Origin of the sequence: Rosenbergiella sp. YN46, from assembly GCF_036620675.1 — a bacterium.
In the GTDB taxonomy this organism is placed as follows: Bacteria; Pseudomonadota; Gammaproteobacteria; order Enterobacterales; family Enterobacteriaceae; genus Jejubacter.
In genome coordinates, this window is sequence record NZ_JAZHEE010000013.1 from 53575 (window position 1) to 75712 (window position 22138).

A 22138-nucleotide genomic window follows, 5' to 3' on the forward strand; every position below is an offset into this window, starting at 1 on the left:
ACACTTCTCAACAAGCGCGGCGAAGAATTGTTTATCGATATACCACGCAATTCTGGTCAGTCTGACGATAATGGGGGCCAATTAAAACGCTTATAGCGTTTGAAGGCAAGAAGCGATCCCAAAACCAGAGCAATATGCCAAATATATAATTACAACCAGAGATATACACCAATCCTTCAACTTTAGTCCGGTTTATCATTCGAATAAAAAGCGAACAGCCGCCGGGGCCTTTTCCTGCGCTACCGGGAAAATTCCCCCTTCGTGCGTTAATGTCTGGGTTCAACGAGCAATCGCGCGGGAATCTGAAACGAAAAGCAGCAGCCCTGCCCGGGAACGCTTTCTATCTCCAGCCGGGTATCATGATGGCTCAGGGCGTGTTTAACAATGGCCAGTCCCAGGCCGCTACCGCCGCTCTGACGCGATCGGGCCTTATCCACCCGATAGAAGCGCTCCGTCAGGCGCGGCAGATGATGGGCCGCTATCCCCGGGCCATCGTCGCTGACGCTAAAGCGCGCCCCCAGCGGAGTACGCTGCCAGCACACTGCAATATTAGACCCGGCAGGCGTATGATTGATGGCGTTATAGACCAGGTTCGAGACGGCGCTGCGTAACTGTTCGCCATTGCCCCGCACCTTAAGTTGCGCATCCACATCGAAAGTGAAGTGGTGTTCCGGCCCCAGCGAGCGGGCGGCCTGCTCCACCTGGCGCAGCATATCCGGGATATCCACGCTTTCACTCAGATCCAGGGAGGGCGATGCTTCAATGCGTGACAGCGTCAGCAATTGCTGTACCAGACTGCTCATCCGCTGGGTCTGTTCTTCCATGGTCAACAGCGCCTTATCACGCAACGCGCCATCCGGTTCGCTGTCGCGCAGCATCTCCAGATAGCCCTGAAGCACGGTCAGCGGCGTGCGCAGTTCGTGGCTGACGTTGGCGAAAAAGTTACGACGAGCCCCTTCCAGTTGATGCATCTGGGTCACATCCCTGGCTACCATCAGCCACTGGCTATCGCTATAGGGCATCACCCGAAACTCCAGATGGCGGCCACTGTTCAGCACCAGATTCAGCGGTCGGGAAAAATCACGCTGTTTCAGATAATGGCTGAACTCCGGATAGCGCAGCAGGTTCAAAATGTTCTGGCCGTTATCATCTGGCCAGCGCAGATTAAGCAACTGCTGCGCCAGCCCGTTACACCAGAAGATGGTGCCCTCTTCGGTGGTCAGCACCACCGCATCCGGCAACGATTCGGCGCCGCTGCGAAAGCGTTTGATCAGATTCCCTAACTCCTTGCGCCGCTTCTTGTTGCGCATCTGCATCTGATGCAGGCCATAGAGCAAAGGCTCCCAACTGCCTCGCCCCGGCGGCGGTGTCATGCTGCGATCCACCCACAGCCACCAGGAGAGCCGCAGCAGATTATGAAAGTGCCAAATCAGAAGCCCCGTGACAGCGGCCAGTAAAAACCACGGCAGGTGCCCCATCAAAGCGCCAAGCAGCAGCGCCGGCAGGCAGCACAGCGCCAGCTCAAGCGCCAGCCTTTTCCACGACAGCCGTTCCAGCAAAAGCCTTACTCCTGAATAACCGGTTAATAACGGGTAGAAAAACGATAGCCGGTACCACGTACCGTCTGCACCATGCGATCGTGGCCGCTGCTTTCCAGCACCTTACGCAGGCGACGGATATGAACATCCACCGTCCGGTCTTCGACGTAAACATTAGTGCCCCAGACCTGGTTCAGAAGCTGTTCGCGGCTGTATACCCGTTCGGGATGCGTCATAAAAAAGTGCAGAAGCTTAAATTCGGTGGGGCCCATATCGAGCGGACGCTCGCCGTTCATCACCCGATGAGAAGTGGGATCGAGGCTTAACCCTTCAATTTCGATAGGCTCCTCTACCGCCATGGGAGAGATGCGCCGCATTACCGCTTTAATTCGCGCCACCAGCTCTTTAGGTGAGAAGGGTTTGGTCATATAATCGTCAGCGCCGGTTTCCAGCCCACGCACCCGGTCTTCCTCTTCGCCCCGGGCAGTCAGCATCACCACCGGTATGTCCCGGGTCATCGGCTGGCGCTTCAGATGCTTAATCAACTGAAGTCCGGAGCCGCCGGGCAACATCCAGTCCAGCAGGATCAAATCAGGCCAGGGTTCGTTAAGCCGTGCCACAGCGGCATCGTAATCTTCCGCTTCAAGCGGCAGGAAACCATTCTGCTCAAGCACGAAACAGACCATTTCACGGATTGGAGCCTCATCTTCTACCACCAGAATACGTCGCGCCATCATTCGCCCTGTCTGATTTTTTCTTGCCCTCGTCGCGAGGGTTCGGGTTGCCATTTTGTAATGCGCGCCATTATGCGTCACTTTTATGACAGATTTATGAAAAACACAGCCCTTTAATGACGCGCTCATTCCCGGATGCCGTCACAGAAGAGGCGCGCAGGCTCCCAGGTTGTTTATAATCCCCCTCGCGCTTTTTTGCCACCGGAACCGAAATGCCCCAAAATCATTCGCGTTACAGGAAGGCGGCAAGATAGCGTATCCCCGGGAGCATAGATAAGCTATGTGACCAGAATAAGCGAACGTCGCCAACGCACCTGTAGCTTGAAGGATGAAGGGAATTATGCGGATCATTCACACCTCTGACTGGCACCTCGGCCAGAATTTCTATACCAAAAGCCGGGCTGCCGAACATCAGGCATTTCTCGACTGGCTGCTGGAGCAGGCTGAACATCGTCAGGCGGACGCCATTATTGTGGCGGGTGATATTTTCGATACCGGCTCGCCGCCCAGCTACGCTCGCGAGCTGTATAACCGCTTCGTGGTCAAATTGCAGCAGACCGGCTGCGCACTCTATATTCTGGCGGGTAACCACGACTCGGTCGCGACCCTGAATGAATCCCGGGAGTTACTGGCCTGCCTGAATACCTGCGTGGTGGCAACGCCTGGCGATAAACCGCTGGAGATGACGCGCCGCGATGGCTCCGTCGGCGCCATTTTGTGCCCCATTCCCTTTTTACGACCGCGGGATCTGCTACAAAGCCAGGCGGGTCAAGATGGTCACGACAAGCAGCTCTCGCTGCTGGAGGCCATCAGCCAGCACTATCAGTGCCTTTATAATGCGGCGCTATCGCTGCGCGGTCAGCGCAGCCTCCCCATCATCGCCACCGGCCATCTGACCACCGTCGGCGTAACCGCCAGCGATTCGGTGCGCGATATCTATATCGGCACTCTGGATGCTTTTCCGGCCCGGAACTTTCCTCCGGCCGATTATATCGCCCTGGGCCACATCCACCGCCCCCAGAGCGTAGGCGGCATGGCGCATATACGCTACAGCGGTTCTCCCATCGCCCTGAGTTTTGACGAAACGGGCAAAGAGAAGAGTGTCAGCCTGGTCAGTTTTGAGGACGCCGCCCTGAGCGAAATCGAAGCACTTCCGGTTCCCGTCACCCAGCCGCTGGCGCTGATAAAAGGCTCGCTGGCGCAGATAGAACAGCAGCTTGAGGCCTGGCGCGACGCCCCCAAACAGCCAATCACCTGGCTGGACATTGAAGTGACCAGCGACGAATACCTGCATGATATGCAGCGCCACATTCGCCAGTTGACGGAAGATTTGCCGCTGGAAGTGGTGCTGATTCGCCGCAGCCGCGAACAGCGTCAGCGGGCTATCGACAATCAACACAAAGAGACCCTGAGCGAGCTGAGCGTAGACGATGTCTTTAGCCGCCGCCTGGCGCAGGAAGGGCTGGATCCCGAGCGGGAAACGCAGCTGCGGCTGCTGTTCGCCCAGACTCTGGAAACCCTGCATCAGGAGGATGAAGCATGAAAATTTTAACCCTGCGCCTGCGCAACCTGAACTCGCTGCGCGGCGAATGGAAGATTGATTTCAGCGCCGAACCCTTCGTCAGTAACGGCCTGTTTGCCATTACCGGGCCGACCGGTGCCGGGAAAACCACCCTACTGGACGCCATCTGCCTGGCGTTATATCACAAAACGCCGCGCCTGAGCGGCATCTCCCAGAGCCAGAACGAGCTGATGACCCGGGACTGCGCCGACTGTCTGGCCGAGGTGGAATTTGAAGTCCGGGGCGTAGCATATCGCGCTTTCTGGAGCCAGAACCGGGCCAGAGGCCAGGCGGACGGCAAGCTCCAGGCTCCCAGAGTAGAGCTGGCGCGCTGTGACAGCGGCGAAATTCTGGCGGACAAGGTCAAAGACAAACTGGAGCTTCAGGAACAACTTTCCGGGCTGGACTACGATCGTTTCACCAAATCGATGCTGCTCTCTCAGGGGCAGTTCGCCGCCTTCCTCAATGCCGATGCCAACACCCGGGCGGCGCTGCTCGAAGAGCTGACCGGCACTGAAATCTACGGTCGCCTGTCAGCCCGGGTTTTCGAACAGCACCGCCAGGCCAAAAGCGAACTGGAACAGCTGGAAGCCCAGGCAGGCGGCGTCACTTTGCTTGACGAAATCCAGCGGCAGCAGTTAACTCAATGTTTGCAGGCGCTCACTGACGAAGAGAAAGTCCTGTCCGGCGAACAGCAGCAGCGCCAGCGCCATCATCAGTGGCTACAGCAATTAGCTAGGCTTCGCCAGCGGCGGGAACAGGCGCAGCATGCCCTGAACCAGGCCCGCCAGGCGCTGGAACAGGCCGGGCCGGATCTCGCCCGACTGGCGCGAGCGCTGCCCGCCGCCCGCCTACAGCCCCTGTGGCAGCAGCGTCAGCAGCAGGCGCAAACGCTGGAGGCCACCCAGCAGCAGCAGCGTCAGATAGCAACACAGCTTCTGGAGCGGCAGACCCGCCGCCGCCAGATTCGCCGCGGCGCCCGGCATCAGGCCGATGACCTTCGCCAGCGCCATAAAACGCTGGAAAACTGGCTAAGCGAGCACTCACATTTTTCCCGCTGGCGCGATGAACTGGCGGGCTGGCGCGCCGCGTTCAACCAGCGGCAGCGGGATCAGCAGCAACTTACCGCCCTCGCCAATACCCTGAAAGAGCTGGATGAACGACTCAGTCAACTTCCTGAAGCCGGCCCCAACGACGGGCACGTCCAGGTGAGTGAGCATTTACAAAAGATGGCGACGGAGCGCCCGCTGCGTAGCCGTCTAGCGCTGCTCCACTCGCGCTTCGCCCCTTTGACCCAGCGTCAACAGGAGCTGCATAAAGAACGGCAGAGCCTCATCGCCCGAATCACCGAACAGGAAAAAACGCTGGAAGAGAAACGCACAGCCTTTCGCCACAAAAAACAGCTGGCGGAAGAGGTGCAGAAGATTTGCGCCCTGGAACAAACCATCGTCAGGCTTCATGACGAGCGTGCCCGGTTGCAGCCGGAGCAGCCCTGCCCGCTGTGCGGCTCCACTCAACATCCCGCCGTCGAACGCTATCAGTCTCTGGAGCCCGGAGAGAATCAGCAGCGTCTGGCACAGCTGGAACGTGAAACAAGCGCGCTGGCGGATCAGGGCGCCGCGTTGCGCGGCCAGCTGGAGGCCTGGCAGCAGCGCCGCGCCCAGCTGGAAGTCGATGGCAAACGGCTGACGGAAGAGCAGAACGAACTGGAAAAAGCGTGGCGCCAGCTCAATAGCGAACTCGGCACCAGTTTTGCCACGACGGAACCGGTTAGCCCCTGGCTGGAACAACAGGAACAGGAAGAGCTGCGGCTGCGCGCGCTGCTGCAACGCATTGAGCTGGAAACGCAGTATAAAGCGACGCAGGCACAGCACCTGTCGCTAACCGAAGAGCAGGAGCGTCAGTTGCAGACAATCCAACAGAATCTGGCGACGCTGGGCCTGACCTGGCCCGATACCGGCCATGAATCGGCGTGGCTTGAGGCCCGCGAGTCGGAAAGCCGCCAGTGGCAGCAGCATCAGGAACAGCTTCCTCAGCTCCAGACCCGGCTACAACGCATGGAGCAGGTACTCGCTACCCTGCCCCAGGAAGAGGAGGAAAACGACGTCGAGCCCGTTCAGGTGCCGGACGACTGGCATAAAGTTCACGATGATTGCCTGTCACTGGCAGGCAGAAGCCAGAGCCTGGCGCATCAGGAAAAAGAGCAACGCCAGCACCTGGAAACCGCCAGTCGCGACTTCAGCCAGCGGCTTGACGCCAGCGATTTTGCCAATGAAGCGGCGTTCCTTGCCGCCCGGCTGGACGACGATAACCTGCAGGCGCTGGAGCAACGCAAAATCGCCCTGGAAAGGGCCTGTCATCAACAGCAAACCCTGCTGGACGAAGCCGAACGCGCGCTGCGCGACAGCCGGGAACAGCGCCCGGAACAGGCCAGCGAACAGGACGATCCTGCGCTTATCGCCCGGCGGCTGGAGGCGCTGGCCGGCGAGCTTCGCGCCAACGCGGCCCGCCAGGGGGAACTGCGCCAGCAGCTGCGCCACGATGATGAAAATCGCCAGCGTCGCCAGAGTCTGATGGCGCAAATCGCGGCAACTCAACAGACGCAGGAAGAGTGGAGCCACCTGAATCATCTGATTGGCTCCCGGGAAGGCGATAAATTCCGCCGCTTTGCCCAGGGGCTGACGCTGGATAACCTGGTCTGGCTGGCAAACCGCCAGTTAACCCGTCTGTATGGCCGCTATCTGCTGCAGCGCAAAGAGAGCGACTCCCTGGAGCTGGAAGTCGTGGATACCTGGCAGGGTGATGCGGTGCGCGACACCCGTACCCTGTCGGGAGGAGAAAGCTTCCTGGTGAGCCTGGCGCTGGCGCTGGCCCTTTCCGATCTGGTTAGCCACCGCACCCGCATCGACTCGCTGTTCCTTGATGAAGGGTTTGGCACCCTGGACGCCCGCACCCTGGATATCGCTCTCGATGCACTGGACGCCCTGAACGCCAGCGGCAAAATCATTGGGGTGATAAGCCACGTAGAGGCCATGAAGGAGCGCATCCCGGTGCAGGTCAGAGTCAGGAAGATCAACGGGCTGGGCATCAGCCGTCTGGAAAGTCAGTTTGCCGTGAAGTAGCGGCGCCCCGCAGGCGTCGCCAAATGCTCAGCCGTTAAGCGGCCACAGCCAGGCGGCACCGCGTACGCCGCTGGAATCGCCGTGCTGCGCCTGCAGCACCGGGGTTGCGCATTCGCCGCCAAATACCCAGGATTTCATCAACGGCGGCACCGTGCGGTACAGACGCGAAACGTTGCTCATGCCACCACCCAGCACAATCACGTCCGGGTCGAGGATGTTCACCACATGCGCCAGCGATTTCGCCAGCCGCTGTTCGTAGCGCTGAATCGCAAGCGAGGCCCTGTCGTCCCCCTGCTCCGCCAGGGCCATTACTTCAGCGCCACGCAGCGCGTTGCCGCTCAGGCGCTGATAATCTCTGGCGAATCCGGTGCCGGAGATAAAGGTTTCGATACAGCCAGCCTTCCCGCAATAACAGGCCACTTCGTCGCGGTAGCGCAGTTCGTCATCGTCCATCCACGGCAGCGGATTGTGGCCCCACTCCCCGGCCACCGCATTGCGGCCGTCATGGCAGCGCCCGTTCAACGCCAGCCCCGCACCACAGCCGGTGCCAATAATCACGGCAAAAACACTCTGCGCGCCGGCGGCGGCTCCGTCTACCGCTTCAGAAACCGCCAGACAGTTAGCGTCGTTGGCGATTCTTACCTCGCGCCCCAGTCGCCGGGCCAGATCCTTATCGAAAGGCTGACCGATAAGCCAGGTGGAGTTAGCGTTTTTCACAAGACCAGTGGCAGGAGAAATCGCGCCGGGGATGCCCACCCCAACGCTGCCACGCTCACCGATATGTTCTTCCGCCATCGCCACCAGCGCGGCGATGGTCTCAATGGTTTGTGAGTAGTCATCATGCGGCGTGGGCAGACGGTGACGATAAAGCTGACGCCCGTCATCGGCCAGTGCGATGACCTCTGTTTTAGTTCCCCCGAGATCGATACCGATACGCACGGCGGGTCTCCTTAAATCGTTATATTTTAGAGATTCCCCTAAATAATTCGAGTTGCAGGACATATCTGCTACAGATAGATATGAACCTGCTTCAGCACGGCCCCGAAGGGGCGAGTCCCATGGATGGGCCGAATAACTGAGCGTAGCCAACGCACCTGCAGCCTGAAGTATTACGGGGATAATCAACAGAATAGAGTGCCGCCCAGGGAAAGACAATGAAACCCGCGCGGCAATTCGCTATCATGCCCGCTGCGTTTGGCTTATCAAGGTTATCGATCATGCTGTGGTTCAAAAATGTAATGGTTTACCGTCTCAGCCGCGACATCAGTCTGCTACCCGAAGAGATGGAAAAACAGCTGGCACTCTTCAGCTTTACTCCCTGCGGCAGCCAGGATATGGCAAAAACCGGCTGGGTACCGCCAATGGGGCCACAGAGCGATGCGCTAACCCACGCCGTTAACGGGCAGATTATGGTTTGTGCCCGCAAGGAAGAGAAGCTCCTGCCATCGCCGGTGGTCAAACAGGCGCTGGATTCAAAGATCCGCAAGCTGGAAGCGGATCAGGGGCGTAAGCTGAAGAAGACCGAAAAAGACTCCCTGAAAGACGAAGTGCTGCACGACCTGCTGCCCCGCGCTTTCAGCCGCTTCAGTCAGACCATGATGTGGATAGACAGCGTCAACGGGTTGATCTATGTGGACTGCGCCAGCGCCAAAAAAGCGGAAGATACGCTGGCTCTGCTGCGTAAAAGCCTGGGATCTCTGCCGGTAGTGCCGCTGTCGATGGAAAATCCCATTGAGCTGACCCTGACCGAATGGGTTCGCGGCGGCAGCGTTCCCCAGGGCTTCCAGTTGCTGGATGAAGCGGAGCTTAAAGCGCTGCTGGAAGACGGCGGCGTCATTCGCGCCAAAAAGCAGGATCTGGTGAGCGACGAGATCGCCGTGCATATTGAAGCCGGCAAAGTGGTCACTAAACTAGCGCTCGACTGGCAGCAGCGGATCCAGTTTGTCATTTGCGACGATGGATCGCTCAAGCGCCTGAAGTTCTGCGACGAACTGCGCGATCGGAATGATGATATCGACAGAGAAGATGTGGCACAGCGTTTCGATGCTGACTTCACCCTGATGACCGGCGAGCTGACGGCGCTGATTGAAAGCCTGGTGGAAGGATTGGGCGGCGAAGCCCGGAAGTAACGCCCTTTTCCCTCTCCCTGACAGGGAGAGGGAAATTAACGCTATAGCAGCGGCGGAATGGTCGGTACCTGAGGCGCGTTATCGATATCTTGCTGGGTCATCCGAAACGCCTGCGGATAGTGTTCCCGGCTGGTACGACGCAGCGGTTCGGTATTACGCCAGGTGTACAGGCAGTGTTGGCACTGATACACCGTCCAGACGCCCTTCACCGGGGAAAGCGCCATTACCTCAATGTGCTCATCGGCACAGCGTGGACAAATCATCGGTTACCTCCTTCGGTTTGTTTAGCGACGCTCCGCCAGCATGGCGGTCAGTTTTTCTACCCAGACCTTCGTTTCCGGCAGATCTTTTACCGGCTGGCTGTAATGCCCGCGCGTATCCGGCGCTACCGGCGTGGTGGCGTCGATGATCAATTTTTCGGTGATCCCTGCCGGACTTGAGCCGGGATCCAGCTCCAGCACCGACATATTCGGCAACTGTACCAGATCGCCTGCCGGATTCACCTTGGACGACAGCGCCCACATCACCTGCGGCAGGTTAAAGGGATCGACATCTTCATCCACCATGATAACCATCTTCACATAGCCCAGGCCGTGGGGCGTAGTCATCGCCCGCAGGCCAACGGCCCGGGCGAAACCACCGTAGCGTTTCTTCGTAGAGATAATCGCCAGCAGCCCGTGAGTGTACATGGCGTTTACCGCCTGTACTTCAGGGAATTCCGCCTTCAGTTGCTGGTACAACGGTACGCAAGTCGCAGGCCCCATCAGGTAGTCAATCTCAGTCCATGGCATGCCCAGGTAGAGGGATTCAAAGACCGGTTTGCTGCGGTAGCTGACTTTATCGATGCGTACTACGGTCATGTTACGACCGCCGGAGTAGTGGCCGGTAAATTCGCCGAAAGGCCCTTCGATCTCGCGCTTACGCCCTTCGATCACCCCTTCCAGGATCACCTCCGATCCCCAGGGCACATCAAAACCCGTTAGCGGCGCGGTGGCGATGGGATAACTGCTGCCTCGCAGGGCGCCAGCCATCTCATACTCCGACTGGTCATAGCGCAGCGGCGTGGCGCCCATCAGGGTAATAATGGGATCGTTGCCCAGAGTGATAGCCACCGGCAGATCCTCGCCCCGCTCTTCCGCCTTATGCAGATGAAGGGCGATGTCATGCATCGGCACCGGCTGCAGGCCAAGCTTGCGCTTGCCTTTGACTTCCATGCGGTAGATCCCGACATTCTGCTTGTCGAAGTTATCCGGATCGCACGGATCCCGGGAAACCACGCAGGATTTATCCAGATAGAAGCCGCCATCGCCGTCGTTCAGACGAAATAGCGGCAGAATATCGAACAGGTTAATCTCATCGCCATCGACGCTGTTTTCCGCCCACGGCGGATTGATGCGGCGCTCCGGCGCCACCGGGAAGTCATCCCAGCGTTTGATGAAGGTATCGATCTGCTCCTTCACCGGTGTATTGGGAGGCAGACCGATAGAGATGGCGTGGTTCTGCCAGGAACCAATGGTGTTCATCACAACCCGGGCATCGGTAAACCCTTCAATGTTATCAAACCACAAGGCGGGAGCGCCTTCGCCGATACGTCCCGTGGCGTTAGCGGCGGCGGCGATATCCGGTTCCGCTTTCACCTGTTCGTCGATGCGCAGGAGCTGTCCCTGTTCGTCCAGCTCCTGCAGAAATCCACGTAAATCATCAAAAGCCATGCTATTCCTCCTTATAAACAGATTGCGCCTGCTGTCGTGCGTGACGTAACCCCCGCCAGCGCCGGGCCAGCGGAGGCTCAAGACCAAACTGATCCAACACCCGGGCCACAATATGGTGGGTGACGTCATCAATCGTCTGTGGGTGGTTGTAGTAAGCCGGCATAGGGGGAACCATCGCCACGCCCATACGGGAAAGCGCCAGCATATTTTCCAGGTGAATAGTGCTAAGCGGCGTTTCTCTGGGAACCAGAACCAGCTTACGCCCCTCTTTCAGCACCACGTCTGCGGCCCGCCCCACCAGCCCTTCTGCGTATCCGGCGCGAATACCGGCCAGCGTCTTCATACTGCAGGGGATGATGATCATGCCGTCGGTACGAAAGGAGCCGGATGAGATAGTGGCGGCCTGATCGGCCGGGCTATGCGCCACATCAGCCAGAGCGGCGACATCATGCGCCTGCCAGGGCGTTTCCAGTTCAATGGTGGTTTTAGCCCACTTTGACATCACCAGATGCGTCTCTACCTGCGGCAGCGCTTTCAGAGCCTGTAACAGCGCCACACCCAGCGGCGCGCCCGTGGCCCCCGTCATGCCGACAATCAACCTCATAGTATCTCCTGAAATTTGTTCGCATACGAACGTTGTTATTTAATGTGCCATGATTGATGGCAGCGGACAATCTCTCCTGTCAAAATGCGCACAAAAAATCCACTCGGACGAACGTCCCAGTTACTGAAGGTAGACGAAAATATGGCAAAACGACCTAAGTCACATCATTCAAAAATCAGACTCACCAAACCCGCCCTGGCGCAGGCTCTGCACCATTTACGCTTCAGGAATAACGCCAGAGATCAGCATAAGCAAACAGAAAATAATAAAAAAATGGCACATATAGCTATAATAAAAACAAATACCAGAATAACAGACCAAAACAGGCATAAGTAACAATAAGCAAAAACTCAATAACAATTACTGACCAGTAAGGTGATATTTCCTGGCTGGCGGACAACAGAAATTCCATTCATTCATCAATTAATTTTTTACGCGGCTGCAGTTATGATGAGCAGGCTAATAAACCGCCATGGAGCAAAATATGCAACCGATCAGAGACGAAACTTTCCACCTTTTGCGCCAGCTGTTCCAGCGCCACACTTCGCGCTGGCAACAGATCCTGCCGGAAATCACCAAACCGCAATACGCCGTTATGCGCTCTATTGCTGAAAATCCAGGCATTGAACAGGTGGCACTGATTGACGTCGCGGTCAGCACCAAAGCAACGCTGGCCGAGATGCTAAGCCGTATGGAAAGCCGGGGACTGGTACGCAGAGAAAGCGATCCCGGCGACAAAAGACGACGTTTTATCTGGCTAACGGAAGAAGGCGAAAAATTGCTTCAGCAATCACAACCCAAAGGGACAATGGTGGATGAGGAATTTCTAAACAAATTAACACCAAAGCAGCAAGAAATGTTTTCCCAGTTAATCATCAAGATGATTGATAAATAATCAAAAGTTCCCTCCTCTTTGCATAACTTGAAAAAAAAAACCTAAATTTGCGAAACGTACACATTTTCATAAACTACGCTATGCATAATAGGAAAAATCTCAACAAGGAGGATGTCAGGGATGAGAAGGGATCATTTTTCTGCAGGTGTTATCCATCAGATTCTTCACTGGATAGATGAGCATATTCACGAAAAAATTACGCTTGAAGATCTGTCGCGTATTGCCGGCTACTCCAAGTGGCACCTGCAGAGAATGTTTTACGACCAGATGTCGATTACCGCAGCCAGCTATATTCGTCACGATAAGCTACACCGCTCCATTCGCGATCTGAAATTCGGCGACTGTAGCATCATCGAAATTGCCGAGAAGTATAGTTTCAGTTCCCAGCAATCCTATACTCGCACGTTTAAGCACGTACTGACCTGTACTCCGTCCCAGTGCCGCGCCAGGAGAAATCACCTGTTCAACGGTCTGGAAGGCGAAGAGCTGTGCAAAGCCTGTCACCAGTTATACGACTAAACGACAGACGGGCTTCGGCCCATCTGTCGTGTTAACGGTGAAAGCCCCCCACGCGAAGAGAGTGCTTTCCTGTCGCGGAGTTAGCGTGCAGCGAAATCGATCACCATGCGGCCTTTGATTTTACCCTGCTCCATCTCTTCGAAAATGGCGTTAATATCAGCGACCGGGCGTTTAGTCACCTTCGGCACCACTTTGCCTTCTGCGGCGAACTGGAACGCCTCTTCCAGATCTTTACGCGTTCCGACCAGAGACCCCACCACCTGGATGCCATCCAGCACCAGACGGGGAATATTCAAATCCATTGACTCCGGCGGCAGACCAACGGCCACCACGCGGCCACCGGCGCGTACCGCGTCTACCGCGGAGTTGAAAGCCGCCCTGGCGACCGCCGTCACCACTGCGGCATGGGTGCCACCCACTTTTTCCTGAATGATTTTCGCCGCATCTTCATTACGGGAGTTAATCGTCATATCCGCCCCCATCTCTTTGGCGAAAGCCAGCTGGGCGTCATTCACGTCGATAGCTATCACTTTGGCATTAAAGACATTTTTGGCATACTGCAGCGCCAGATTTCCAAGGCCCCCCAGGCCATAGATAGCTATCCACTGGCCGGGATGAATATGGGAAATTTTCACCGCTTTGTAGGTTGTAACCCCAGCGCAGGTAATGCTGCTGGCCGCGGCGGAATCCAGCCCCTCCGGCACCTTAACGGCATAATCGGCCTTCACGATGCACTCTTCGGCCATCCCGCCATCCACGGTGTAGCCCGCGTTTTTCACCGAACGACACAGGGTTTCATTACCGGTATTACAGTATTCGCAATGCCCGCAGCCCTCATAGAACCAGGCCACGCTCGCGCGATCGCCAGGCTTCAGGGTGGTTACGCCAGGGCCGACTTTCTCGACAATGCCAATCCCTTCGTGCCCCAGAATAACCCCGGTTTTATCACCGAAATCCCCGTTCTTAACGTGCAGATCGGTATGACAAACACCGCAACATTCCATCTTCAGTAACGCTTCACCATGCTCCAGAGGACGCAATGTTTTGTCCACTACCTCGACGCTATGATCTTTGGTTACCACGGCAGCTTTCATTTTGATTCCTTTTATCAGTGAAATACCCTACCCACAAAGTAGAACTCAAAATGATATTTTGCAACACGCCGTAGTGGATAGCTGAACCGTTTTATCTGAAGGGCGATAATCGCAAAACCCTGGCGGAAAAAATCGGGTAATATATGAGCCAGTGTCCAGATAAATTCACCCAGAACAGAGTTGGTGCTATGTCCAATTTTTCATTAATCAATCGCCCGCGCCGCCTGCGCCAGACCCCGGCGATGCGTGCGCTGTTCGAAGAGACCACCCTTTCCCTGAACGACCTGGTGTTGCCAATCTTTGTTGAAGAAGGCGCCGATGACTATACGCCCATCGAGGCGATGCCGGGCGTGGTGCGCATTCCGGAAAAACGCCTGGCGTTTGAAGTTGAACGTTTTGCTAAGGCGGGCATTCGTTCGATCATGACCTTCGGTATCTCTCATCATACTGACGAAACCGGTAGCGATACCTGGAATGAAAACGGCCTGGTAGCGCGCATGTCACGCATCGCCAAAGACGCCGTACCTGAAATGATCGTGATGTCCGATACCTGTTTCTGCGAATACACCACCCACGGCCACTGCGGCGTACTGTGCGACCACGGCGTGGATAACGATGCGACCCTGGCCAACCTCGGGCGTCAGGCGGTAACCGCCGCCCGGGCCGGCGCTGATTTTATTGCGCCCTCAGCGGCAATGGATGGGCAGGTACAGGCTATCCGCACTGCGCTGGACGCCGAAGGCTTCACCGAGACGGCAATCATGTCCTACTCCACCAAGTTCGCTTCATCGTTCTACGGGCCATTCCGCGAAGCCGCTGGCTCTGCGCTGAAAGGCGATCGTAAAACCTATCAGATGAACCCGATGAACCGTCGCGAGGCAATCCGTGAGTCGCTGCTGGATGAAGCTCAGGGCGCCGACTGCCTGATGGTAAAACCAGCGGGCCCTTATCTGGATATTCTGCGGGATATCCGCGAGCGTACCGAACTGCCGCTGGCGGCCTACCAGGTTAGCGGCGAATACGCGATGATTAAATTCGCAGCCCAGGCAGGCGCCATTGACGAACGCAACATCGTGCTGGAAAGCCTGGGCGCCATGAAGCGCGCCGGCGCCGACCTGATCATGAGCTACTTCGCTCTCGATCTGGCCGAACAGAAGGTACTGTAACGCTTTCCCCATGCCCACTCGGGCATGGGGTTCAATTACGGTTTGCTCTCATAGGCATAGTGCTGGAACAGGCCGTATTCGTAGAATTCCCCTCTGCGCCGTCGCGTGGCATTCAGAATGACGCCGCTCACCTTGATATTATTCTGCTCAAAGCGCCGCAGGCTGGTTTCCAGCTCCGCCCGGGTGGTGGTTTCAAAGCGAGTCACCATAAGCGTACTGCCTGCATGGCGGCCGATAATCAGCGCATCATAAACCGCCAGTACCGGTGGCGTATCCAGAATCACCAAATCGTACTGCCGTGATGCCTCCGCCAGCAGCGCCGAAAAATTGTCGCTCATCAACCATTCCTGTACGCCATTTCCGCCTTTGCCACGGGGCAGTACGAAAAGTCCCGGCACCATACCCTGTACGATGGCCTGATTGATCGACGCCTCGCCTCGCAATACTTCCCCAAGGCCGGGCGCTTCGTCGCACCCAAATAGCTGATGCACATCGCCGCGTCGCAAATCGCAATCCACCAGCAGAACACGCTGGCCGCTCTGGGCAAATACCGTGGCCAGATTAGCGTTTACAAACGTTTTCCCCAGTTCGGGGGGGGGCCCACGACCATCAGGATATTATTAGGCGCTTCCATCAGCGCGAAGTGCAGACTGGTTCGCAGACTCCGAAAAGATTCCACGACCAGATCGTCCGGCTGGCTGAACGCCAGCGGCCCGGCAACCGCAGATACACTGCGATTTCGGTTAAACAGACGCAAGGTTCCATGCGGTTTCCGACTCAGGGGAATGCTGGCATAAACCAGCAGCCCCATAGACTCCAGCTCGCGCACGTTATGCAACCCATGGCGGAAAGCGCTTTTAAGCAATGCCACGCCGCAGCCCAGCACGCCGCCCAACACCAAAAACAGCGCCAGAATAAGCGCTTTTCTGGGCGCTACCGGCCGGCTTTCGGTCGCAGCCAAATCGATAATCCGCACATACCCCACGATACTGGCCTTACTGATGCGCAGCTCCTGCTGCTTATTCAGCAATTGCGTGTAGATAAGCTGCGCCGATTCCATATCCCGGGTCAGACGCAGTACTTCCTGCTGGGTGCCCGGCATGGAAGAGACGCGCTGGTTCAGTTTACGGCGCTCTTCCGTTAACGTCCGCCGCTTCTCGACCAGCGCCCGATAAGCCGGATGTTCGTGGGTATACAGCTTGGATAGCTCAGCCTCTTTAAACGCCAGTTCGTTGAGTCCTGTCTCAACGGTCACCATGCTATCCAGCGTGCTTTTCGCTTCCAGAGAGAGATCCACCGAATCATTCTTACGGCGGAAATTATTCAGCCGCTCTTCCGCCTGATTAAGTTTTTCCTGAATCTTTGGCAGTTGCTCATCGACAAACAGCAGGCTCCTTCCCACCTCCTCCGAACGCCAGGCAATATGCTGACGCCGATAGTTAAGCGCCAGGCTATTCAGAACGTCGCGAATATACACCGGATCGGTACCCCGATAGGTCAGCTTTAGTACACCGGTGCCGTTGCCCTGCTCCTGCACGTTGAAATCTCGCAGAACTCGTTCGATTGCCGCCTGCAGAGGCAGTTTACGCAGGGTAAAGGTTGTGCCCACAGGCGCGTCTATCGCATTAACGGTCAACTGCATATCGGAAAAACGCAGAGGTTTTCCCGCTACCCCTTCCTGCGGCTTGTCCCGCTCGGGCGTGATGCGAAAGCGTCCCCCCTTGAGCACTTCCAGCGTCATAACTCGTTCATTAAGCAGATCGTCCGGTGCTTTCCAGGTCAGCGTCAGTCGCTGCGGCGCCGACTGAAACAGGCGCGAGGCGATGGAGCCTATCAGCGGAAGAGCATCTGGCGTCACTATCGTGTCCAGCCCCATCTCCGTCACCGTTTTCCCCAACACCATACGCGAGCGAATGATTTCCGCTTCAGTACTGGACTGAGGCCCACTGTCAGGCATCAGCTCAGAAAAACTGGCCAGTAGATTAACCCCGCTGTTTTTATCCACCTGAACCAACGCATTAGCCTGCCACACTGGCGTTTGCGCCATAACCCATAGCACCCCCACCAGAAAAGTGGCCAACATAATCCCCAGGATCGTTCCCTTACAATCCAGCAATGAAAAAAGAAGCTGGATAAGATCGATCTCTTCACCCTTACCACCCCGTTCGTTTTTCTGTTCCAGGATGCCCTGTTACCTCTATCCCTGATGTTGAAATGACGCATTAAGTACCGAAGCCCACCGACAGACGGCGTGCTCTATCTGAGCGAAAATCTGCTCAAAGCGGGAGTCACTTTCCTGCCAGGGATCGGCAATTTCCGCACGATCCAGCCAATGGCCCAGCAGTAAAGTTTTACCGCGCGCCTCCGGCGCCAGGTTGGCAACATCGCTAATATGGCCTCTTTCCATGACCAGAATAAGATCGCTTCGGCTGCACATCTGCCGGGTTAACTGCCTGGCTCGATGCTTGTAAAGAGAGACGCCGTACCGTTCGGCCAGCCGCATAGCCCGAACGTCCGCCCGATGACCGATCGGAGCATGGATCCCCGCCGACTCCACATCGCCGTCCACCTGAGCGGCCAGCAGGCCGGCCGCTGCGGGAGAGCGGCAGATATTCCCGGTGCACACCACCAGAATATGGCGCAGAGTTATTTCCCCCATGTTCTGGCCCAGTGCGTAGTTTCAGTCAGACTGTTGATCCCCACCACCGTGGGCAGCAGTTGATTAATGACCCGATTCCAGCGGGCAACGGGCGCCGTAGTGACATACACCACATCATAAGGTTCAAGGAAGAAGTTTGCGCCTAACACCAGCGCCGTGGCGTCGGACAGATCGAGCTGGTAGATATCGGCAAGTTTCTGTCCCGCCGCTCCGTTGGCCACCTGCGCCGTGCCGGGTACGTTATCCTTCGGATGACGGGGGCGAATCACGAAGATCCCGGAAGCATCACTGTCCGTCAGCGAAACGCCTTCAGCACGCCCCAACGCTTCCGTCAGCGTCATTCCACTGCGATCCATCACCAACGTGGTCTGCTTGTTGACCTCGCCCATCACGAACACTTTCAGATCGTCATTACGCGGCACATACAGAATGTCGCCCGCCCTCAGAAGCCGGTTCTGGGTAAGATCGCCCTTCTGCATCAGCGCCTGCAACGAAAGGTGCTGCGCCTTACCATTCCGGGTCAGCACCACGTTGCGCCAGTCCGCCGTCGCCGTCAGGCCGCCCGCCTGGTTAATGGCATCCAGCAGAGTCAACGGAACATTGGTGATTGGCTGCTTGCCGGATGTTGTGACTTCGCCCGTCACATACACCTTCTGAGAGCGGAATGCCGCGACGCTAACATCCACCTGCGGAGATTCGATATAGCGCGCCAGGCTCTGCATAATCTCATCCCGAACTTCGCTAATGGTCTTATCTACCACCTTTACCTTGCCGATATACGGATAAAAAATGGTACCGTCCGCATTAACCCAGTTTCCGGTATCGCTGGCGCTGCGGTAGGTCCCCGCCGGAGTCGTCAGCTCCGGGTGATCCCAGACTGTCACCATCAGGACATCGCCAACGCCAATGCGGTATTCGTAGTGACGAATTTCTTCATCCAGTTGGGGGGAGTTGCGCGCAACAATCTCCGCCGGACGCAGCCCGGCAATAACCGAAGGCGTTACCGGATAAAGAGTCACCATGGAATTAATATTAAAATCGGCATCTTCAACGGCAACGGACTGTTTACCGCTGGTTGAAAGATGAGGCGCAGAAGAAAGCACGCAACCATTTAATAATATTGCGACAACTATTACACTAAGATTTTTCATTTAAAACACCAATCCCTGTCAATTATCTTGTTCAGATTTATTCCTTTTTCCGACTATGCATCAGTGTATTTTCCTAAATTAGCCAGGAGAATTCCTACCAAACACATAAGAAACAAAGCAAACTATATCAATAACATAAAATATTGCCATTTAAATCATCAATTCAAAAAAATCAGAAAGTAGAAGATTTTATGAAATAACACATTAGTTTCAGGAGTATATAAAAAGATCGCGCGTAAATTTAAAATCACAAAGTACCGCTGTCAATAATTAGAATCCGAAAATAACTTGATAAAATAATCAGTTATAAAAACAGAATCGTATTTATCTCTGGCGATACTCAGAAAAATACGAAGGCGCAGTTCCCATACAGCGGCGAAACATCGCAGAAAAAGCGGCCGGGCTTTCATAACCCAGATCCAGCGCAACGGCAGTAACCGAACGTCCCGAGGCAATGGCGGGCAGAGCATAGAGCAGGCAGGCGCGCTGGCGCCACTGGCTAAAGGCCATTCCGGTCTGTTGACGGAAAAAACGCGAAAAGCTGCGCTGGCTTTTATTCAATGCTGCGGCCCAGGTTTCCGGCTGACTGCGCACAGAAGGCGCCTTCATAAATTCGCCGCAGCGTCGGGCCAGAACGGCATCACGGGGAAGCGGCGCAAAAAATGGCAGCACCGGCGCGATATTCAGTTCACACAGCAGCAAACGGATAAGCGCGTCATCCCGGCCATGCAGAGAATACAGCGGTTCCAGATCCACCGCCTCCAGCAGCAGTTGATGCAGAAGAGGCGAAACCGACAGCACCTCGCAGCATGAGCTCTGACGCGGCGCATTATCCGACTCGATATAGAGACTGCGGGTACTGACTCCCGCCATCAGCACCTGATGCGGCTTACCCGCGGGGATCCACACGCCGCAGCGGGTCGGCACCACCCAGGCACCATCGTCGGTACTGACCTCCATCACTCCGCTGATGCCATACAGGAACTGCGCCCGGCGGTGGCTGTGCCGCGTCAGCAGCGTTCCCGGTGGATAATCAGTACCGATGGCTACGACCGCTCTGGGGGTACCGTCTACCCTGTCCAGCGCGACATTATGCATATTTCCCCTCCCGAACTGGCCGAAATAAACAAACTGATGGCCATTACGCGTAAGCCGGCCAGCTTCGTTCAGTATAGGCTCTTGCGGGTTCCCCTGTCACAAGAGAGAAATGATGACGATTCTACTGCTGGCCTGCGGCGCCCTGAGCGGCGTCACCACGGTTCTGTTCGGCTTCGGCGGCGGCTTTTTTACCGTACCGCTAATCTATACGCTGATGATAACGCAATATGGCACCGCATCGCCCGACGGCCTGGCGGCGATGCAGGTAGCCGTCGCCACCTCGACCTGCGTGATGATTTTCAGTGCCGGGCTCAGCACCCTGCACCATCATCGAGCCGGCTCTCTCAACTGGCGCAGCGTCCGACCGCTGGTAGCGGGCATTATTCCCGGCGCGGCTATTGGCGCCATCTGCGCTATCGGGCTGGACGGCGAACTGGTGCGCTACGCTTTTATCACCTATCTGCTCATTACCATCGCCGACTGCCTGCTACGCCCGGGTTTTCTGCGCCGGGCTCCGGTTCCAACACAGCGAGTATCCGGCCGCGTCACGGCAGGCATTGGGGTGATTATCGGTCTGATTGCCGCGCTGCTTGGCGTGGGAGGTAGCGTCATGACGGTACCGCTGATGCGCCGTCGCGGCGCCAGCATGACCGGCGCCACCGCCATGGCCAACCCGCTGTCGCTCCCCATAGCCGCCATCGGCACCCTGGTCTGGCTGGGACTGGCGCGCCACCTGCCCGGTGCCGACGGCCCAGGCTTTATCGGCGCCATCAACCTACGGGCCGCGCTCCTGCTGGCTGCTGGCGCATGGGCTGGCATCACTATGACGTCGCGTTATATCGGACGCCTGCCCGACGCCCTGCACGCCCGTATCTACCCTGTGCTACTGGCGCTGGTCATCGTGGTCATGGTCGTAGCGGGGTAACCGGCGCCAGTTGATGATAGTCGCGGTTAAACCACACCAGGCCGCCGCGCCTTTCACCACGGCGAATCGCCTGCACTTCACCGTAAAACACCGTGTGGCTCCCGACATCGTGACCAGCGACGATACGGCAGTCGAAATTCACCAGCGCATCGTCCAGCGCCGGCGCACCGGTCGCCAGTTCGCTCCAGTTGTGGGAAAGGAAGCGCTGCGGCATGGTTATCTCCCGACTGGCGAAACGCCCGGAAAGCGCGGCTTGATCGGCCCCCAGCACATTGACACACAGCACGCCGTTATCCACAAACTGCCCGTGGGTCCAGGCGTTGCGATTAATACAGACCAGCAGGGTCGGCGGCGCATCGGTTACGCTACAGACAGCGGAAGCCGTCATACCCACACGACCCGACACCCCGGCGCTGGTAATAATGGAAACGGCGCCGCCCAGCATCGCCATCCCGTCCCGAAAGGCCTCTTTATCGATTGAATTATCCATTTCTACCCCTATGCCTGAATAATCAGTTCCCGACCGGTGCGCGCCTCTACCCGGCAATAACGCCACAGTCGGTGCGTACCGTCGCCCACGGGCGTGGTGCGAAACAGATTGCAGGCAGCGTGTACCCCTTCCAGATCCGGCACGTCCGCCAGCAGATAGGTGGTCCAGGGCCAGCCGTTCGCGCGCCATCACCGCCATTCTCGGCAGACCGCGGCTGTCGCCCTCTACCGGCGTAATACCCACACCGACGATATCCGCCCCCAGACAGCCGCTGGAAAACTTCCAGCGGCCACTCACCCGCATGCCACCTTCCACCACCGGAGCGGACTGAGGCGGAAAAATCCCCCCCGCGAAAATCAGATCCGGCCCGGAACGATAGAGCATTTTCAGGGTCTCCAGCGGCAGCGCCGCCAGATAAACAATCCCCATACCAAAGCTGGCGACCCAGCCTGCGGAGCCATCAGCCTGGGAGATCTGTTCGATACGCCGACAAAATTCGGCGGCGCTGCACTCTTCCCCTCCCAGGCGGCGAGGCACCAGCGCGCGATAAATCCCCTGCCGGCGAAATCCTTCGACTATCTCCTTCGGTATATGACGTAGCCGGTCGAACTCGCCTTCCCCGGAACGGCGACGAATATCGGCCAGTAAAGTATCCAGCGACGCTTGCCCAACACCGGGGGTTGCGCAATGGCTCTGCGATAACAGTGGTTTCATAGCGGTTTCCTCGTGAAATATTCCGCT

At 56.9% G+C, this 22138-nt stretch carries 20 protein-coding genes; 7 read left to right on the top strand and 13 right to left on the bottom strand.

The features are described 5' to 3' along the window. Positions 1–266 precede the first annotated feature (266 nt). Both phoR and phoB read right to left on the bottom strand, forming a co-directional pair. A complete protein-coding gene (phoR, locus tag V3W49_RS11630; protein ID WP_500145620.1) occupies positions 267–1559 on the bottom strand; it encodes a phosphate regulon sensor histidine kinase PhoR in 1293 nt (430 codons plus the stop codon). A gap of 23 nt (positions 1560–1582) precedes the next feature. Next, the gene (gene phoB, locus V3W49_RS11635; RefSeq protein WP_500145681.1) at positions 1583–2272 is read right to left on the bottom strand and encodes a phosphate response regulator transcription factor PhoB; all 690 of its coding nucleotides are present in this window, start codon (positions 2270–2272) and stop codon (positions 1583–1585) included. 340 nt (positions 2273–2612) lie between these two features. Here phoB and sbcD point away from each other — a divergent pair, with 340 nt between their 5' ends. Together sbcD and sbcC are read left to right on the top strand one after the other, a co-directional pair. Continuing rightward, positions 2613–3815 (top strand): exonuclease subunit SbcD, encoded by a 1203-nt coding sequence (gene sbcD / locus V3W49_RS11640; protein WP_500145622.1) that lies wholly within the window; start codon positions 2613–2615, stop codon positions 3813–3815. Continuing rightward, on the top strand, positions 3812–6955 hold the full coding sequence (gene sbcC / locus V3W49_RS11645) for an exonuclease subunit SbcC (RefSeq protein ID WP_500145624.1): 3144 nt from the start codon (positions 3812–3814) through the stop codon (positions 6953–6955). The genes sbcD and sbcC overlap by 4 nt, the downstream gene beginning before the upstream one ends. Positions 6956–6982: 27 nt before the next feature. Here sbcC and mak read toward each other — a convergent pair whose 3' ends face one another. Beyond that, positions 6983–7894 carry a fructokinase gene (gene mak / locus V3W49_RS11650; protein WP_500145626.1) on the bottom strand — a complete coding sequence of 304 codons (912 nt, stop codon included), beginning with the start codon at positions 7892–7894 and terminating at the stop codon, positions 6983–6985. Positions 7895–8172: 278 nt separating this feature from the next. On the opposite strand from mak, the gene rdgC reads away from it, so the two are divergent. Further along, on the top strand, positions 8173–9084 hold the full coding sequence (gene rdgC, locus V3W49_RS11655; RefSeq protein ID WP_500145628.1) for a recombination-associated protein RdgC: 912 nt from the start codon (positions 8173–8175) through the stop codon (positions 9082–9084). Positions 9085–9125: 41 nt separating this feature from the next. On the opposite strand, the gene V3W49_RS11660 is transcribed toward rdgC, so the two are convergent. The 3 genes from V3W49_RS11660 to V3W49_RS11670 are packed head-to-tail and all read right to left on the bottom strand — an operon-like array spanning position 9126 to position 11400. Continuing rightward, positions 9126–9347: a non-oxidative hydroxyarylic acid decarboxylases subunit D gene (locus tag V3W49_RS11660; protein WP_500145629.1), complete on the bottom strand. Its 222-nt coding sequence runs from the start codon at positions 9345–9347 to the stop codon at positions 9126–9128. A 21-nt stretch (positions 9348–9368) separates the two neighbouring features. Further along, positions 9369–10796, bottom strand: a complete 1428-nt coding sequence (locus tag V3W49_RS11665) for a non-oxidative hydroxyarylic acid decarboxylases subunit C (protein ID WP_500145630.1) — start codon at positions 10794–10796, stop codon at positions 9369–9371. 1 nt (position 10797) lies between these two features. Then, a complete protein-coding gene (locus V3W49_RS11670; protein ID WP_500145632.1) occupies positions 10798–11400 on the bottom strand; it encodes a non-oxidative hydroxyarylic acid decarboxylases subunit B in 603 nt (200 codons plus the stop codon). Positions 11401–11872: 472 nt separating this feature from the next. Here V3W49_RS11670 and V3W49_RS11675 point away from each other — a divergent pair, with 472 nt between their 5' ends. Then, positions 11873–12295 (top strand): MarR family winged helix-turn-helix transcriptional regulator, encoded by a 423-nt coding sequence (locus V3W49_RS11675; RefSeq protein ID WP_500145633.1) that lies wholly within the window; start codon positions 11873–11875, stop codon positions 12293–12295. Between the two features lie 120 nt (positions 12296–12415). Further along, positions 12416–12814, top strand: coding sequence for a helix-turn-helix domain-containing protein (locus V3W49_RS11680; RefSeq protein ID WP_500145635.1), 399 nt, complete (start codon positions 12416–12418; stop codon positions 12812–12814). Between the two features lie 80 nt (positions 12815–12894). On the opposite strand, the gene adhP is transcribed toward V3W49_RS11680, so the two are convergent. Continuing rightward, positions 12895–13908, bottom strand: a complete 1014-nt coding sequence (gene adhP, locus V3W49_RS11685; protein ID WP_500145636.1) for an alcohol dehydrogenase AdhP — start codon at positions 13906–13908, stop codon at positions 12895–12897. 188 nt (positions 13909–14096) lie between these two features. Between adhP and hemB the strand changes: the two genes are divergently transcribed. Then, positions 14097–15074 (top strand): porphobilinogen synthase, encoded by a 978-nt coding sequence (gene hemB, locus V3W49_RS11690; RefSeq protein ID WP_500145637.1) that lies wholly within the window; start codon positions 14097–14099, stop codon positions 15072–15074. Positions 15075–15109: 35 nt separating this feature from the next. Here hemB and V3W49_RS11695 read toward each other — a convergent pair whose 3' ends face one another. From V3W49_RS11695 to V3W49_RS11715, 5 genes are all read right to left on the bottom strand, one after another. After that, complete coding sequence (locus V3W49_RS11695; RefSeq protein ID WP_500145683.1) at positions 15110–15661, bottom strand: polysaccharide biosynthesis tyrosine autokinase; 552 nt, start codon at positions 15659–15661, stop codon at positions 15110–15112. Further along, a complete protein-coding gene (locus V3W49_RS11700) occupies positions 15643–17190 on the bottom strand; it encodes a GNVR domain-containing protein (protein ID WP_500145639.1) in 1548 nt (515 codons plus the stop codon). The genes V3W49_RS11695 and V3W49_RS11700 overlap by 19 nt, the downstream gene beginning before the upstream one ends. Positions 17191–17271: 81 nt before the next feature. Beyond that, complete coding sequence (locus V3W49_RS11705) at positions 17272–17733, bottom strand: low molecular weight protein-tyrosine-phosphatase (RefSeq protein ID WP_500145640.1); 462 nt, start codon at positions 17731–17733, stop codon at positions 17272–17274. Continuing rightward, entirely contained in the window at positions 17721–18884 is a 1164-nt protein-coding gene (locus tag V3W49_RS11710) for a polysaccharide export protein (protein ID WP_500145641.1), read from the bottom strand. The genes V3W49_RS11705 and V3W49_RS11710 overlap by 13 nt, the downstream gene beginning before the upstream one ends. A gap of 324 nt (positions 18885–19208) precedes the next feature. Then, positions 19209–19982 carry an AraC family transcriptional regulator gene (locus V3W49_RS11715; protein WP_500145643.1) on the bottom strand — a complete coding sequence of 258 codons (774 nt, stop codon included), beginning with the start codon at positions 19980–19982 and terminating at the stop codon, positions 19209–19211. Positions 19983–20091: 109 nt separating this feature from the next. On the opposite strand from V3W49_RS11715, the gene V3W49_RS11720 reads away from it, so the two are divergent. Next, complete coding sequence (locus tag V3W49_RS11720) at positions 20092–20907, top strand: sulfite exporter TauE/SafE family protein (RefSeq protein ID WP_500145644.1); 816 nt, start codon at positions 20092–20094, stop codon at positions 20905–20907. On the opposite strand, the gene V3W49_RS11725 is transcribed toward V3W49_RS11720, so the two are convergent. Continuing rightward, a complete protein-coding gene (locus V3W49_RS11725) occupies positions 20888–22111 on the bottom strand; it encodes a flavin reductase (RefSeq protein ID WP_500145645.1) in 1224 nt (407 codons plus the stop codon). The two genes, V3W49_RS11720 and V3W49_RS11725, sit on opposite strands and share 20 nt — an antisense overlap. Between the last annotated feature and the right edge of the window lie 27 nt (positions 22112–22138).